The sequence below is a fragment of the Gemmata sp. SH-PL17 genome (assembly GCF_001610855.1).
Lineage (GTDB): Bacteria > Planctomycetota > Planctomycetia > Gemmatales > Gemmataceae > Gemmata > Gemmata massiliana.
In genome coordinates this window covers 586,812-601,306 of sequence record NZ_CP011271.1, presented here as the reverse complement: position 1 = coordinate 601,306, position 14,495 = coordinate 586,812, and the positions used below count along the sequence as shown (strand labels likewise).

At 63.0% G+C, this 14,495-nt stretch carries 15 protein-coding genes; 8 read left to right on the top strand and 7 right to left on the bottom strand.

All coding sequences use genetic code 11. The features are described from left to right. The first annotated feature begins 293 nt into the window (after nucleotides 1-293). Entirely contained in the window at nucleotides 294-1,211 is a 918-nt protein-coding gene (locus VT84_RS02365) for a WD40 repeat domain-containing protein (RefSeq protein ID WP_082838362.1), read from the top strand. Nucleotides 1,212-1,215: 4 nt separating this feature from the next. Here the strand turns inward: VT84_RS02365 and VT84_RS02360 are convergent, their stop codons facing one another. Then, entirely contained in the window at nucleotides 1,216-2,157 is a 942-nt protein-coding gene (locus VT84_RS02360) for a hypothetical protein (protein WP_082838361.1), read from the bottom strand. Between the two features lie 172 nt (nucleotides 2,158-2,329). Between VT84_RS02360 and VT84_RS02355 the strand changes: the two genes are divergently transcribed. From VT84_RS02355 to VT84_RS02340, 4 genes are all read left to right on the top strand, one after another. Continuing rightward, nucleotides 2,330-2,674 carry a histidine triad nucleotide-binding protein gene (locus tag VT84_RS02355; protein ID WP_052553715.1) on the top strand — a complete coding sequence of 115 codons (345 nt, stop codon included), beginning with the start codon at nucleotides 2,330-2,332 and terminating at the stop codon, nucleotides 2,672-2,674. A 2-nt stretch (nucleotides 2,675-2,676) separates the two neighbouring features. Then, nucleotides 2,677-3,375 (top strand): YggS family pyridoxal phosphate-dependent enzyme, encoded by a 699-nt coding sequence (locus VT84_RS02350; protein ID WP_052553717.1) that lies wholly within the window; start codon nucleotides 2,677-2,679, stop codon nucleotides 3,373-3,375. A 157-nt stretch (nucleotides 3,376-3,532) separates the two neighbouring features. Continuing rightward, entirely contained in the window at nucleotides 3,533-4,039 is a 507-nt protein-coding gene (gene ilvN, locus VT84_RS02345) for an acetolactate synthase small subunit (RefSeq protein ID WP_052553719.1), read from the top strand. Nucleotide 4,040: 1 nt separating this feature from the next. After that, entirely contained in the window at nucleotides 4,041-4,349 is a 309-nt protein-coding gene (locus VT84_RS02340) for a hypothetical protein (protein WP_052553721.1), read from the top strand. Between the two features lie 83 nt (nucleotides 4,350-4,432). On the opposite strand, the gene VT84_RS02335 is transcribed toward VT84_RS02340, so the two are convergent. The 3 genes from VT84_RS02335 to VT84_RS02325 form a co-directional block, all read right to left on the bottom strand. Continuing rightward, nucleotides 4,433-5,437 carry a tetratricopeptide repeat protein gene (locus tag VT84_RS02335; protein WP_082838360.1) on the bottom strand — a complete coding sequence of 335 codons (1,005 nt, stop codon included), beginning with the start codon at nucleotides 5,435-5,437 and terminating at the stop codon, nucleotides 4,433-4,435. Between the two features lie 33 nt (nucleotides 5,438-5,470). After that, the gene (locus VT84_RS02330; RefSeq protein WP_082838359.1) at nucleotides 5,471-6,298 is read right to left on the bottom strand and encodes an N-formylglutamate amidohydrolase; all 828 of its coding nucleotides are present in this window, start codon (nucleotides 6,296-6,298) and stop codon (nucleotides 5,471-5,473) included. A gap of 88 nt (nucleotides 6,299-6,386) precedes the next feature. Further along, nucleotides 6,387-7,691, bottom strand: a complete 1,305-nt coding sequence (locus VT84_RS02325) for a 3-isopropylmalate dehydratase large subunit (protein WP_082838358.1) — start codon at nucleotides 7,689-7,691, stop codon at nucleotides 6,387-6,389. A 200-nt stretch (nucleotides 7,692-7,891) separates the two neighbouring features. Between VT84_RS02325 and VT84_RS41930 the strand changes: the two genes are divergently transcribed. Continuing rightward, nucleotides 7,892-8,923: a hypothetical protein gene (locus VT84_RS41930; protein ID WP_082838357.1), complete on the top strand. Its 1,032-nt coding sequence runs from the start codon at nucleotides 7,892-7,894 to the stop codon at nucleotides 8,921-8,923. A 10-nt stretch (nucleotides 8,924-8,933) separates the two neighbouring features. Here VT84_RS41930 and VT84_RS02315 read toward each other — a convergent pair whose 3' ends face one another. Both VT84_RS02315 and VT84_RS02310 read right to left on the bottom strand, forming a co-directional pair. After that, on the bottom strand, nucleotides 8,934-9,371 hold the full coding sequence (locus tag VT84_RS02315) for a type II toxin-antitoxin system HigA family antitoxin (RefSeq protein WP_082838356.1): 438 nt from the start codon (nucleotides 9,369-9,371) through the stop codon (nucleotides 8,934-8,936). A 2-nt stretch (nucleotides 9,372-9,373) separates the two neighbouring features. Next, nucleotides 9,374-9,664: a type II toxin-antitoxin system HigB family toxin gene (locus tag VT84_RS02310; RefSeq protein WP_082838355.1), complete on the bottom strand. Its 291-nt coding sequence runs from the start codon at nucleotides 9,662-9,664 to the stop codon at nucleotides 9,374-9,376. Between the two features lie 157 nt (nucleotides 9,665-9,821). On the opposite strand from VT84_RS02310, the gene truD reads away from it, so the two are divergent. Both truD and VT84_RS02300 read left to right on the top strand, forming a co-directional pair. After that, nucleotides 9,822-10,895, top strand: coding sequence for a tRNA pseudouridine(13) synthase TruD (truD, locus tag VT84_RS02305; RefSeq protein ID WP_082838354.1), 1,074 nt, complete (start codon nucleotides 9,822-9,824; stop codon nucleotides 10,893-10,895). A gap of 179 nt (nucleotides 10,896-11,074) precedes the next feature. Next, nucleotides 11,075-13,096: a serine/threonine-protein kinase gene (locus VT84_RS02300; RefSeq protein ID WP_052553732.1), complete on the top strand. Its 2,022-nt coding sequence runs from the start codon at nucleotides 11,075-11,077 to the stop codon at nucleotides 13,094-13,096. Nucleotides 13,097-13,296: 200 nt separating this feature from the next. Here the strand turns inward: VT84_RS02300 and VT84_RS02295 are convergent, their stop codons facing one another. Further along, entirely contained in the window at nucleotides 13,297-14,382 is a 1,086-nt protein-coding gene (locus tag VT84_RS02295; protein ID WP_082838353.1) for an alpha/beta fold hydrolase, read from the bottom strand. Nucleotides 14,383-14,495 lie beyond the last annotated feature (113 nt).

Sequence of the window (14,495 nt, the reverse complement as noted above, 5' to 3'; positions counted from 1 at the left end):
AAAACACGAATTAGGCACCGTCCGGTCCAAAGTGTTAGCAATTGTTAGCCTCGCCTCGCGAGGGGCCAAGGCGAACGGCGAGCGCCAATGAACGGGTGGAGTACACGTCCGGCGAAGGGACGTAAACCCCCTCCAAACCCAAGCGACCGACGCGGCACGATGCCTCAAGTCCGGAAGACTCGTTACGACGCATTGGTCCGTCACGAGACCGCCCAAATGTCGCGTGCATTTGTTGTTCGGTCGACTGGCGCGGGGGCGCAGCGCGAGCTATTCTTCCCCGATGGGGGAAGCGTATGCGGGTGTTAAAAACGGCTCTGGGCGAAGTGCTCGACGTGGCGTTCACCCCGGACAGCCGCGCCGTTGCCGCGGTGGTCGAAGCGAAGAACGTCTTTTTGTGGAACCTGGACTCACCGAACATCGCCCCCGTGCGATTGGAACTCGGGGGCAAGTACCGGTCCGGCGGTCTGAGTTTCTCCGCCGACGGGCGGCAATTATCGTGGCAACTGTTTGATGGTCGGCGCACCTACGACCGCGACACGCGCGACGCCACGAGCGAGTACCCGGCGCTGCTCGCGACGGCTACTGCGTGGAAGCTCGGGGCCGAGGGTACGCACCTCGTTTCCGTTCACGGCTTGCCGGACCACGTGCTCGCGGGCTGGAAGCACAAGGACGAGGAGTGGGTGCGCCAGTGGCTGATTTCCACGCGCGACCTGTCCGTCGGCAGCGTGACGCTCGCGCCGGCCGGCGACCGGTTCGCAATGTTCACCCGCGCCACGGAAGCGGACCGGTGGTGGGAACAGGAGCACCGGCTGGAAATTCGCGACGCGGCCACGTCCGCCGCGCAGAGTTTCGGCACGTACCCGTACAGCTACGCGGGGAAACTCGCGTTCCATCCGGCCGGCAAGCAGATCGTCGGCATCAACGACGCGACGCTACTGGCGTGGTCGCTACCAGAAGGCGGCGATCCGCGCTTGGCACGCAGTGACAACAAGAAGCACTTCACTGCGTTCGCGTACCACCCGACCGGGCACCGGCTGTTCGTCACGAGCAACGACGAAACCGTCCATGTGTTCGACACGCACGCCCTTGAGCGCGTGAACCGCTATTCGTGGCGCCTCGACCGGCTCAGTGCGGTCGCGATCAGCCCGGACGGAACGCTCGCCGCGGTCGGCTCCGCGCACGGCGACGTGGTGGTGTGGGATCTGGATTAGCCGGCTATTTCTTCCGCCACACTTGGTCGGTGATAAGACCGAGTTTTGCCATCGCGGGCTGAATCTGAGCAAAGAACCGCTTCGCATCGACCGGGTAACCGGCAGTGGGCGCGATACCAGGAACGTGGGTGGCCCAAAAACGGTTGAACTGCTTCATACAGACTTCGCGCAGGTACTTGCACAGCATCGACGCGAGTGCCACGGCCGCGCTGTCACCATCGGCACGCGGCCGGAACGTGATCGAAATATCACGCGACAGGTGCTCGATGCGGTACCGGCTCTCTTCGGCCGATTCGCGCTCGGCAACCACCCACCCGTCTGGGAACGCCTCTTGCAACAGGCCGGCATAGAAGTTCCGTCCGCCCTGTTTGTCGCACGCGAACACGAGCGGCTGGCCGTCGGCCGGCACCGTGGCCGTCAGCGCGGCGAGCAACTCGATCAGCCCGCGGCCGAGGATCGTGCCCTTCGACCCGTACTCGTCCACCATGCGGTTGAACCGCGGCGCGGGCACGAGGCGATAATCGCCGCACCACTGGTTATTGATCGCGGCCCGGACCGGTTCGGAGGCGTCCCACTCGGCGCCCGAATCGATGTGCAGCGGAACCGTTGCGGCACCGTCGAACCACGATTCCGCCAAAAGTTCCGCGCCCCACGCGGGTACGTCGCCGCTGCTCCAGAGGAACTCGTGGAGCGTGTGCGAATCGGGCGTCGCGATCGCCCACACGCCGCGCTCGAGCGCTTCGATTCCGCCGCGAGTGTAGACTTTCTTCGAGTCATCGATGAGGAGCCGGCCGTCGGCCTTCTCGTGTGCGCGCCGAACCACGGGTTTCAGCGTGTTCCACCCCGCAGAGTCGCCCTCGGGCAGATTCAGTGCGATCGCGGCCTGCACCAGCGGACCGAGGTTCGGCCCGTAGCCCGCTTCATCGATCCCGACCACCCAGGGCATAAGCAACCTCTCCCCAACCCCTCCCCTAAGAAGGGAGGGGCTAAAACCGCCGCGGGCGGTGTGATGTCTGTTGTGTTTGGTTCTTGCTCCCCCTTCCTTCTTAGGGAAGGGGGCTGGGGGGTTAGGTTCTTCGCGCGTATGGTAACGGCATTCCCCGATTGGAGGAACCGACGTGTTCGCCGACAACCTCTTCCTGAAGATCATCGATAAGACGATCCCCGCGAAGATCGCCTACGAAGACGACCAGTGCCTCGCGTTCCACGACATTAAACCGCAGGCGCCGGTCCACGTGCTCATCATCCCCAAAAAGGTGATCCGCACGCACGACGACGCGACGGAAGCGGACCAGGCGCTGCTCGGGCACCTGCACCTCGTCGCGATCAAACTGGCGAAGGAACTCGGGCTGTCGAACGGGTACCGGCTCGTCATTAACTGCAACGAGGCCGGCGGACAAACGGTGCCGCACCTCCACGTCCACCTGCTCGGTGGCCGCGACCTGACTTGGCCCCCCGGTTGAACATGGACGATTCCGAACTGCGTTCCGTACTGGCCGAGCGCGTCGCGAGCGTGCGGGCGCGCATTGCGGCAGCCTGCGCGCGTGCGAACCGCGCTCCCGCGAGCGTCACGCTCGTCGCGGTGACGAAAACGGTTTCCCCGAAAGTCGCTGCGGTCGTTGCGGAATTGGGGGTACGCGACCTCGGCGAAAGTCGGCCACAAGAGCTATGGAAGAAGACCGAAGCCGTGCCGAACGTGAACTGGCACCTGATCGGCCACCTCCAGCGGAACAAGATCGACCGCACGATACCGCTCGTCGCGCTCGTCCACTCCGTCGATAGCGACCGTGTGCTCGAAGCACTCGACGCCTTCGGCCGCAAACGGGGATCAGCGATCCCGGTGCTGATCGAAGTGAATTGCAGCGGCGAAGAGAGTAAGGGCGGGTTCGCGCTGGACGCCCTTATTCCGCTGGGCGACAAGTTGCCAGCGCTCGCCGGCGTCACCGTTCGCGGACTGATGACAATGGCCGCGTATTCGGACGATCCGCAACTGGCGCGGCCCGCATTCGCCACGCTGCGCGAAATGCGTAACGCACTGCAAATGCGAACGGGACTGGCGCTGACCGAACTCTCAATGGGCATGAGCAACGATTTCGAGGTCGCGATTGAAGAGGGCGCGACGCTCGTGCGGATCGGAACAACACTATTTGAGGGGCTGAGTTAAGAAAGCGGGATGCGCCACGGGTGAACGCAAATCAGCGCGGATCGGACATTCTTCATTCGGGAAGTGAGGGTTGTCCTCACCCGGCGTTGAAGCCCTTTCGCCGCTCTCTATCATCAACTACCGGTACTTTCTCTTCCACGAAGGGGGCGTTTCCCCAATGCGGCACGTGCTTTCCGCTCTGGTGCAGAATCAACCGGGGGTTCTGGCGACGGTCGCCGGGATGCTCCACTCGCGCGGGTTCAACATCGACAGTCTCGCGGTCGGCGAGACCGAGACGCACAACCTCTCGCGCATGACGTTCGTCGTACACGGCGACGACAACGTACTCGACCAGGTGCGGAAGCAGCTCGACAAGATCGTTACCGTCGTCCGCGTGGACGACATCAGCTCGGAGAACTTCGTCGAGCGCGACCTGATGCTCATCAAGGTCAAGTGCGCCTCCGCGCAGCGCCCGGAAGTGTTCCAACTGTCCGAGAGCTTCCGCGGCCGGGTGGTCGACATCCAGCACAACAACGTGCTAATCGAGATCAGCGGGACCGAGGGGAAGGTCGAGGCGTTCATCGAACTGATGCGGCCCTACGGCATCCTGGAACTGGCCCGCACCGGGCGCATCGCGCTCGTGCGCGGGGAAGCGAAGCCCGCGGTCGCGGCGGAGGGAACCTGAGTTGGAAACCGCACCACCCAAAATCATCCTCCCGACACGCAGGCTCGACCCGGCCGTCGCGGACCTGCTCCGGGCGCTGAAGCCCGGCGACAAGATCAAGATCACGCAGGCAGTCCGCGTGGGCGCCAAGAAGTGGAACGCCGAGGCCACGGGCGAGTTCCGGGGCCTCGCGTACCTGCAAACCGGCGTCACCACGGAGCGCGTCAAAGAGGACGATCTGGTGGTGCCCGTGGTCCGCTTCACCAAGCCCAACGGCGAGCTGACCTCGATCAGCATCGACGAGAACACGAAGGTCGAGCGCGGCGCGTAGTTCGCTCCTGGGACCGTGGACGTCCCGTCCGCTGCTTGCACCAATTGGCGAAAGCAGCGGACGGGACGTCCACGGTCCCAAGACTACTGCGGTTTCAGTGGTTCCGTGCGGTACGGCTTTCGGTCTTGATAAAGTTTCAGCCGCTTTTGTGCGTCTTCGCCGTACCTCTTCGCGTACCCATTGTCTTCGAGCGCGAGTTTCTGGGCCTTCACCGCGGCCGTGAAGTCGTCGGATTCTGCGTGCGCTGCGGCCAGTGTGTCGAGGTACTCGCCCTCGCGGTTGCCGGTCAGTTCGCACGCGCGTTTCGCGAGTTCAACGGCCCTCTTGCCGTCGCGGAACGTCGCGTCCGGACACGTTGCTTTAAGCCAGGCGAAATTGTTTAGCACTTGTGGCAGATCGGGGCCGAGCCGGAGCAGCACTTCGTAATCTGCGATCGCTTTTTTGTACTCGCCCTTGAGTTCATAAGCCCAACCGCGGTTGAGCTGCGCCGGGGCGTGACCGAGCTTCACCGCTTCATTGAGGTCTTTGATCGCTGCATCAAACCGCCCGAGTTCCGCGAGCACCAGCCCGCGATTGCTGAATCCGACCGCGTGGTAAGGATTGGGACCAGGGCCGGGACCGACCGGGGCCAACTTCAGGAACTCGTCAAAGTCCTTCACCGCGTCGTCCGGCTTGCCGAGCAGGTACTTGGCCCAACCGCGGAAATTGTAAGGGTAAACGTCCTTTTCGTTGTCCTGGATCGCCTTCGTGAAGAAGTCGACCGCGTCCGCGAGCGGAACGACCCGGCTCTTTTCGATCCAGCACTGAGTTCCGTCCGTGTCGAGCACCTGGATGCGCTCGTCCTTCTCTGCTTTTACTTCCCACGACGCGGCATAAAGAGCACGTGGCAGTGCTTGAAAGTCGTCTTTACCGGGTTGAACCGGTTCGTAATAGGTGGCGATCGGGTCCGCTTTTTTGGGTAGAACTGTTTTGCCGACCCACGACTTGCTGTCGCCCTTTGGCACCGGGGCTGCTGATCCACCGAGCACTCCGACCGTCGCTGCCAAACCGGTGGCGAGTGCCGCGCGGCGCGAAACGAGTGCCATCATAGGACGTGCTCCGGGTTTGGTTCACACGCGGCGCTATTTCTTAGCGTCTTTCAAATACGCATTGTAAAACGCGCCGATCGCGTCCGCGAGGTCTTTGGCGGTGGTCGCGTACTGGTCTCTGGCGCGCAGATTGGTACCGAGTTCTACTTGAATCGCATCGATCGCGAACGCCGTGTGGCTGCCGTAATTGGCAACGATATGCCCGCCGGTGAACTGCGGTTCTTCTTTGGCCGTTTCTTCCGAGTCACCGGGCGGCATGATCTTGTACCCGGCCTTCTCCATGCGTCCGAGGACGCTGTTCTTTCCGCGGATCGCGGCCAGCCCCTCGCGGTCCTTGAGTAGTTTCACGGTTTTGAGATTCTGCGTCCCACGGCAAATCGATCCCTGGTACACGCTCTGACCGTGGATATCGAGCAGAATCCCGTGCCCGTGCTTCTCCTTCACCGCTTTGCAAGCGGCGGCAACCGGGTCGTGGAACGCATCGTAGTACGGCTTGGCTTTGTCGCTCTCGTAAGCCTGTTCGCGCGAGCGGTTCACGTCGAGGTACTTGCGCTCGAATCGCGCGATGACCACCCACGGTTTCGCTTCGAGCGATTTCTCGATCTCAGCAACGAGCTTCTCGACCAACTCGGCCGTGTTCTCGTCGCGCACGGTTTGGAAATTGGCGAGCCCCGTCCCGACGCGCTCGGGGGCATCGGGGACTTTCTTGCGCCCGCCGTGTGGCGCCGAGATGATGATGGGCAGAGTGCCCTTTTGAACGGTGACAAAGTCTGTGGGTTTGGGTGCGTCCGGGGCCGCGGGTGCGAGAGCCGCGAGTGCGGGGAAAAGCAGAGTAAATATGGCGGAAAACGGACGGCCCATGAACGGTTCTCCGTTAGTCGGGAGACGAAGTCGGCGCCGGAAATCTGAGATCCGGCGCCGACTTCGTCTCTCGTTCAAACTCGTCCCATCATACCAGATCGCGGCAGTCCGCGATGGTCCCTGCGAGGGCACTGGCGGCCACGGTCAGGGGACTGGCGAGGAACACCTGCGCTTCCTTGTGCCCCATCCGGCCGGGGAAGTTGCGGTTCGTCGTACTGATGCAACTGATGGGCGCGTTCAGTCGACCGAAGGTGTCGCTCGGCCCGCCGAGACACGCGGCGCAGCTCGCCTCGCCGATCTTCGCGCCGGACGCCAGGAAGATGTCGCGGAGCGATTTGCCGCCGATCTTCTCGCTGTCCAGCCCGCGCGCGACTTCGGTCGTCGCGGGGACGACGAACGTGTCGATCTTCACGCTCTTGCCGTTCAGCAGTTCCGCCGCGGCGCGGAAGTCGGTGAGCTTACCGCCGGTGCAACTGCCGATGTACGCGCGGTCGAGCTTCGTGCCCTTCACTTGCGTCACGGTCGCCTTATTGTCGGGCGAGTGCGGCTTCGCGATCACCGGTTCCATCTTCGTCACGTCGTACACCTTCTCGAACACGAACTTCGCGCCCGGGTCGGTCTTCACCACGTTGTACGGCTTGCTCCCGGCGTTCCGCTTGTTCACGTAGTCGAGCGTGACCTGGTCCGCCGCGATAATGCCGTTCTTACCACCGGCCTCGATCGCCATGTTGCACAGCGTCATCCGCTCTTCGATGTTGAGCGCGTACACGCCGTCGCCGTCGAACTCCATCGCGCGGTAAGTCGCGCCGTCCACGCCGATGTCGCCGATGACCGCGAGGATGAGGTCTTTCGCCATCAGGTACGGCGGGAGGTTGCCGTGGAAGACGAACCGCATGGTGGGCGGCACCTTGAGCCACAGTTTGCCGGTGCCCAGCACGAAGCCCGCGTCGGTGTTGCCGATGCCGGTGGCGAACTCGCCGAACGCGCCCGCGGTGCAGGTGTGGCTGTCGGTTCCGAGCAGCACCTCGCCGGGGCGGGTGTGGCCCTCTTCGGGCAGCGCGATGTGGCACACGCCCTTATATTTCTCGGTGCCGACGTCGTAAAAATACTTGATGTCTTGTTCTTTCGCGAACTGCCGCAACACGTCCACGTTGCGGTTCGCCATCGCGTCCTGAGTGAAGATGTAGTGGTCCGGAATGAGGACCAGTTTCTCCTTGTCCCACACCTTCGCGTCCGGCCCGAACTCTTTCTTGAAGACGCCGAACGTGCCCGGCCCGCAGACGTCGTGGGTCATGAGTACGTCGACGTTGGCCCAGACGTTCTCGCCGGGGGCAACGCTGCCCTTGCCACTCGCGCGGGCCAGGATTTTCTCGGTCATCGTCATCGCGGACATCGCGGTAAACTCCCAAATGGAAGAGGCCTTACCAGTATTGTAAGGTATTTACCACCAGGAAGCCGGCCCGCTTTGCTCTCCGCCTCGCGTAGTTCCGCGTCCGACCGACGTGCGGCGCGGGGTCGGGTCGATTTTACGTCTCGCGAGTGATACACAGACGGTCTCAGGACCGATCGCGTGCAAAGCACGGGAGAAATCGAATGTGGCGCATTGTGGTAGGCCCACTGCTCGCACTCTGGGGCGGGGCCGCAACGATATACGGTCTGATGCAACCGCTGGCGGCCGGAGCTTATGGGGGTGGTCAGATTGCCGCGACCGTGTTTGCCGGGTGCGTGTGTCTGATCGGGCTGTGCCTCGCCGGGGCGGGTGTTTTAAAGCTCAGCGCTTCACCGACCCGCGGATCGCGCCGACCGGCGCGGGAACAGTTCTGGGATCACGAATCGCAAAATCAGTCTTACCTGCTGATTGGAGGAATCGTCGCGGCCGTAGCAGGGCTCCTTCTCGTTGGTGTAACCGGGGGCATGCTCTTGCTGGGAGGGCGAGATAGGGCCACGGAACAAGCGAGCAGCCCCCCGCCCGCGAGCGAGACCGACGCTCCCAACCCACCGCGCACGACGCCGCTTCCCGCACCACCTCCCGATCCGCGCCCGAACGTGCCGGCACCGACCGGTCCCGCGCCGACACCACTTCCTCCCCCTCCTCCGTCCGGGCCGGCTCCCGGACGGAGGGAGACGACCCCAGTTGGGGGCGCGTTCGCTAACAATAATTACCGCGAATCCCGGGCGAACGGTGTAATGCTGATCGGTTTCGAGATCGGGTTCGGGAAGGTGTTCGATACGGACATCATTGCGTACCTGCGCCCGATCTGGTTGACGCCGACCGGTGAGCAGTTCGGCGAGGCTTACGGACGGACCCAGGCTCCCGTGGTGACAGTGAAAGCCAAAAACGGTTACGCGATCGGCGGGATCGTGGTCGCGGGCGGCGGCGCGCTCGAGGGGATCGGCTTTACGTTCATGCGTCGGGGGGAGAATCGCCTCGACACGACCGACGCCTACACGAGCGACTGGTACGGCGAACAGCGGCGCAAGCCGGAATCGGGAGCGATGCGGAGCGGCGACGGCTCGTTCGTGGGCGGCATCTTCGGCAAGCGGTTCAACGACAAGGGCGGGAACAACTACGACGACGGCGGGGCAATCGCCACCATCGGGCTGGAACTCTGGGGCAAGGACTGAACGAACACAATCACTCGGCAAACGCGCCCGGCGAAACGTGGAAATAACGGGCGAGTTTGCCGATCTGTGTGCGGTTCAGTTTTCGTTTACCGGCCAGTACTTCCGAAATGGTGGATTCCGCGATACCAACCCGTTTCGCGGCTTCGACTTGAGTGATGCCATTTTGCTCGATCAGGAACCGGAGCATCTCCGCATCGCCCACGGGCTTGATCGGCACGGACTCGGTTTCGTAGGCTTCGACCAAGTCGCTCAACACGTCGAGATAATCCTGTTCCGGTGCAGACAACTCGTCCCGGTCGATAAGTGAATCAATGACGGCAACGGCCGCATCAAGGTCGGCGTTGGTACGCAGCGGTCGGAGGGGGAATTGGCGGACCAGTTCCAGATACCGGTCTTCGCGTTTCCCGTACACCGCTCGGCTCGAAGTCGTGTCTCGCGCGTGTGCCATAGTTATTCGTTCTTCCACTTTCCTTCGTCGTACTCAGTGTGGGTCAGCACGTGGCGAACGTATAACTTCCCGCGGTTGAAGTGAATTACCGCGATAAGTCGGTACTTGTTCCCACCAATGTCGAACACCGTATACTTTCCAACCTGATCCGTTGTGTTAAACGTTCGGCGGATATCGGCGAAGTTCTCCCATTCTGCATTTTTGACGGTCTGATACCACGCTTCAAGCGGTGCCTGTGCTCGCGGGTGTTCTTCCCAGAACTCCCGGAGCTTCTTCTTGGAGATGATGTGCATTGCGCACGGACCCTTTGGAGCCAGTCTGCCCGACTCCCACTATGGCGCTGGCGAGAGGACAACCAGCGCTGACTAAATACTACTTCGCAAAATGCGAAGTGGTCAATCCCGCATTGCCTGCTTCGGTAGAATGACGCTTCCTTTGAGGCCTTCCGCTATGCAACACCCCGCGATGAATCCGCCGCTGTTTACCGCCGAGCTGCCGGGCACGGGCGGGCGGATTCGCACGCACGACGAGGACTTTGAGGTCGAAGAGGTACCGTCGTATGAGCCGTGCGGTACCGGGGAGCACCTCTACCTGTGGATCGAAAAGAAGGGCGTTGCGCCGGAGTTCTTCGCCCAGACGATCGCGCGAAGACTCGGTACGCACCCCGGGAACGTGGGCACCGCGGGCCTCAAAGACCGGCACGCGGTCACGCGACAGTGGGTGTCCGTGCCGAAGGAGTGCGAACCGCGCGTTTCCAAGATCGACGACGAGGGCGTGCGCGTTCTGAAAACGGGGCTGCACTCGAACAAGCTCAAGCCGGGGCACCTGCGGGGCAACCGGTTCCACATTCTTATTCGCGAAGCCGACCGCACCGCGCCCGTCGACGCGATCCTCGATCGCATTCGCGCACAGGGGATGCCGAACTACTACGGTCCGCAGCGGTTCGGGCGCGACGGCGGAACCGTGGACCTCGGGCTCCAGTGCCTCGCGGGGAAAGCCCCTCGGCGCATCCGGCCGTTCCTGTTCCGGTTCGCACTTTCGAGCGTGCAGTCGCTCCTCTTCAACGATTACCTCGCGCGCCGGATGAAGGACGGGCTGTTCCGCACGGTGCTCGACGGCGACGTGATGACGAAGTGGCCGTTCGGCGGCATGTTCGTCGCGAAGGACGTGCCCGCGGAACAGACCCGCTTCGCCGCACGCGAAACGGTGACCGCGGGTCCAATGTTCGGCAAGAAGACGTTCCCGGCCGAGAGCATTGCGGCCGAGCGCGAGGCGGTCGTGCTGCGCGACAACGGGCTGTCGATCGCATCGTTCGGCGGGTTCGGCAAACTGGTACTCGGAACCCGGCGCCAGAACCTGGTGTACCTCGACGATCTCGTGTCCGCGTGGGAGCCGGACGGCTTGCGACTCAGTTTCACGCTCCCCGCCGGCAGCTACGCAACCGTGCTTCTCGCCGAAGTGATGAAGACCAGCATTACGGAAGAGGACGCCGCTCCCGATGAAGACGGCGAAGGCGAACAGTAACCATCGGGAAACATTTTGAGATGGGGAAAAGCCCGGGGCACATTTGCAAGCCGTTTTCAAGTCTCCTTCACCGGGGCTGAATTTTCAACTAACCGAAATGACGGTTTTTTTGACACACGTCATTCGATTATGGCCTACGGTTGCTTAACGCCCACGAATCCACATGCGCTGGCACCCCCATGCCGCCTGCTCCGACCGCCGACAGCGGTACTTACCGTTCCTACACGAAACTAGCCGGCACCGAGCCGCTGCCCGGTTACACGCTCCTTTCGCCCCTCGGTCGGGGCGGGTTCGGCGAGGTCTGGAAGTGTGAAGCCCCCGGCGGGTTGCAAAAGGCTATCAAGTTCGTCTCGTCAGTTTCCGAAGACGGGCGCGGGGACGAACGATTTAGTCAGGAACTCGCGGCGTTCGAGCAAATCAAAACAATCCGGCACCCGTTCCTGCTCACCCTCGAACGTGTCGAGCAAATTGACCGCGAACTCGTTATGGTCATGGAACTCGCCGACCGGCAGCTCCAGGACCGGTTCCGCGAGTGCCGCACGTGCGGGTTGCCCGGTATCCCGCGCGACGAGTTACTGGCCTACTTCGCCGACGCCGCCGAAGCCCTGGACGTGATTTCGGCCAAGTTCCACCTCCAGCACCTCGACGTTAAACCGGCCAACTTGTTCCTCGTGTCCGGCCACGTGAAAGTCGGCGACTACGGGTTGGTCGCGCAACTTGAGGGTGCGGACGCGGGCAATCGCGGGCTGACGCCCCGGTACGTTGCGCCGGAGGTGCTCCACGGCACACCGAGTAGCTGCTCCGACCAGTACAGCCTCGCGCTCGTGTACCAGGAACTGCTCACCGGCGAGTTCCCGTATGCGGGGCGCACGCCGCAGCAGCTGATGCTCCAGCACGTTTCCGGGCAACCGGACCTGTCTGGGCTGCCGCCCTCCGACCAGCCGGCCGTGAAGCGCGCGCTGGCCAAAAGACCAATCGACCGGTTCCCGTCGTGCCTCGCGTTCGTTCAGGCCCTCATGATGGCCGAGAACTCGACCGCGATTCCCAACGCCGGGATGAGCATTCGGCGCTCGCGCGTGGACCGCGCCGTTGCCGAAATGCACGTCGCGATCGACAACGGTGAAGAGTACCCCGGTAACAACTCGTCGATCAGTGCACAGAACGACCTGACCCACCCCGGAACACCCAAGAGCCGCTGCGCCCCACCGACCCAGAGCTTCACGCTCCCGAAAGCGCCTCTGACCGTACCGGGCGTGAAGTACAGCGGGCTCCCGCCGCTCGTGTCCGGCACGCGCCAAGCGCCGGCCCCCGCGCCGGCACCAATCCCGGCGAGCACCCGCCGGTCCAGCTCCGTCCCCACTCCGCCGCCGCGAATTGTCGAAACGCCTCCACCCGTTGAAGAAGCGGAACGCGGGCTGGTGGTATTGGACTCGATTCACTCGGTCGTTCCGGTCGGGCAGCTCTTGGGTATGGAGTCCGACGAGCTACCCCTGAACCCCCAAACCTTTGCCGAAGCCATTGTGAACGTGGCCGGCGGGGGCGGGTACGTCCCGCACATTCCGGGGGACATCGGGCGCCTGCTCGACGGCTCGTGGGTGTGCCTGTTCCCCTCCACCGTTCCTTCAGCGGTGGTACCGCTCAAGTTGGCCGTTGTTCGCGAGCGCTGGGGCGTGTCGCTGGAACAACCGGAAGCGGGCTTGGTCGTGATGCGCCGCACCGCGGGCGGCGGTGGATTCTTTAGCGGAAAGAAATTCGGGTTCGAGGCCAGGATCGTGTTACCGCCAGTCGGCCGCGCGGTCGGAGAAATGACCGCCACGGCGCAATTGTTCGGAACGCCCGACCTGAAGTTCGCACGCGACTCGATGGACCTGATGCCGAAACTGCTCGTCGACATCCGCACTCAGCTCGCGAACGTGCAGGACCGGCGACGGAGCCCGCGAGTCGAGTACGGCTCGCCGATCACGATTTACCCCGTCCACAGCGACGGCGGCATTGATACAGCGGTTCAGGGCCGGTGCCGGGACGTGTCGCTCGGTGGCCTGGGGTTCACCACCGCGGCGAAACTGCCTACGAAGTACGCCTACATCACCTTTCCCGGGGTCACCGCGACCGTTGGGCAGGCACTGTTGGCACGCCTGATCCGCACGCAGTCCTCAATGCGCGAGTCCGCTTACGGCGCCGAGTACCGCACCGATCTGTAGTCGGAACAAATCCGCGTTGTGGGGCGCGTTCCTTTACGGGCGCGCTCATCGTTTCGCCCGGCGGTGGACTGGGGAAGTCCGCGTGGCGCGCGGGCGCGCTAAGTCACACGACCGCGCGTGCGAGTAGCAGGAGCCGGTTCATACGCGGGATCTCGGCGTGAAAGGTTGGGGAACCCGCGATTGTCCGCGGAAGTAAGCAGCTACTTCAGCCACTTCGTACAGAACTCGATGGCAGCCTTGCGGTCGTCATCGGTGACCTTGTGGCCGACGCCCGCGTTCACGCGCACCACGAGCCGGTCTTTTGCGTTAGCCTTCGCGTAAGCGTTCTCCGCAGCACGCATTGCGATTTTCGCTCCCTCGACGGGGCAGTTCGGGTCCATGTCGCCGTTCGCGATGAAGAGCGCCCGGGAGTTGGCTGCAAACAGGGGAAGCAGATTCGGGCAGTCGTAGTCGTCCAGAATGCCCGGGATCACTTTCGACCACAGTTCGCGACACACCCGTTTGTTGATGGCCGGTTCGCCCAGATCCTTTGCGGCGACCTCGTGCGTCTGCTTGATGGTGTTCGCACGCCCCTGCCATTTGTCGTTATCCAGGCTCCACTTAAAGCTTTGAACGCCGATGAGCGGGGCCGCAACGGTCACGCGATCGTCCACTGATGCCGCGAGCCACGTTTGAATGCCGCCCATGCTAATACCCAGCATCCCGATGTGCTTCGGGTCAACGTCGTTACGCGCGTCCAGCACGTCGACGAGCCGCCACAAGTCCCAAACGGTGTCGTAATAAAACGGGTGCTCCATCGGTTTACCAGTGGGCGTTTGCCACGCTTTCGTGATGGCCGCGACGTAAGCCTCGGAACCCTTCTTCCCGCCGCTCCGCTCGCCGTGGTAACGGGCGTCGATCGCGATCCCGATGATTCCGCGCTTCGCGAAATCTTCGAGCCACGGCTGGGCGCTTTCCTTGTTCCCGCCGGTACCGTGCAGCACGATCATCACGGGCAACTTTTTTTTTGCACCGGCCGGCGCAACCATGAGCACCGGGACACGTTCTACGGTGTCGTCCGCTTTCTTTTCGCTGGCGAACGACCACCGCGAGTACACGAGGTTGCCTTTTTCGACCGGGTTGCCCGCTTCGCGCACGTCGGCCGGCACTTTGGGCCGGTCGAGTGCTTTAAGGAACGCGCCCTTCGCTTTTTCGGGCGACAGCGGGGTTGCCGCATCGGCGCGTGCCGGTTGCGAACTGAACGGGGCAAAAATGAGCGCGAGAACGAGTAGCCGGGGGGAAAACATGTGGCAGCTCCAAAGAGAATCACTCCCACGATGAATGAACGGCGCGGAAAAGACAACCCTTATCCGCACCACGAGTTCTGCCCCCCGGCACTCGGAATTGACCAGAGCGTGAG

Coding starts and splice junctions, on each gene's coding strand:
- VT84_RS02365 (WP_082838362.1), top strand. CDS start 294: ATGCGGGTGTTAAAAACGGCTCTGGGCGAAGTGCTCGACGTGGCGTTC.
- VT84_RS02360 (WP_082838361.1), bottom strand. CDS start 2,157: ATGCCCTGGGTGGTCGGGATCGATGAAGCGGGCTACGGGCCGAACCTC.
- VT84_RS02350 (WP_052553717.1), top strand. CDS start 2,677: ATGGACGATTCCGAACTGCGTTCCGTACTGGCCGAGCGCGTCGCGAGC.
- ilvN (WP_052553719.1), top strand. CDS start 3,533: ATGCGGCACGTGCTTTCCGCTCTGGTGCAGAATCAACCGGGGGTTCTG.
- VT84_RS02335 (WP_082838360.1), bottom strand. CDS start 5,437: ATGATGGCACTCGTTTCGCGCCGCGCGGCACTCGCCACCGGTTTGGCA.
- VT84_RS02330 (WP_082838359.1), bottom strand. CDS start 6,298: ATGGGCCGTCCGTTTTCCGCCATATTTACTCTGCTTTTCCCCGCACTC.
- VT84_RS02325 (WP_082838358.1), bottom strand. CDS start 7,691: ATGTCCGCGATGACGATGACCGAGAAAATCCTGGCCCGCGCGAGTGGC.
- VT84_RS41930 (WP_082838357.1), top strand. CDS start 7,892: ATGTGGCGCATTGTGGTAGGCCCACTGCTCGCACTCTGGGGCGGGGCC.
- VT84_RS02315 (WP_082838356.1), bottom strand. CDS start 9,371: ATGGCACACGCGCGAGACACGACTTCGAGCCGAGCGGTGTACGGGAAA.
- VT84_RS02310 (WP_082838355.1), bottom strand. CDS start 9,664: ATGCACATCATCTCCAAGAAGAAGCTCCGGGAGTTCTGGGAAGAACAC.
- truD (WP_082838354.1), top strand. CDS start 9,822: ATGCAACACCCCGCGATGAATCCGCCGCTGTTTACCGCCGAGCTGCCG.
- VT84_RS02300 (WP_052553732.1), top strand. CDS start 11,075: ATGCCGCCTGCTCCGACCGCCGACAGCGGTACTTACCGTTCCTACACG.
- VT84_RS02295 (WP_082838353.1), bottom strand. CDS start 14,382: ATGTTTTCCCCCCGGCTACTCGTTCTCGCGCTCATTTTTGCCCCGTTC.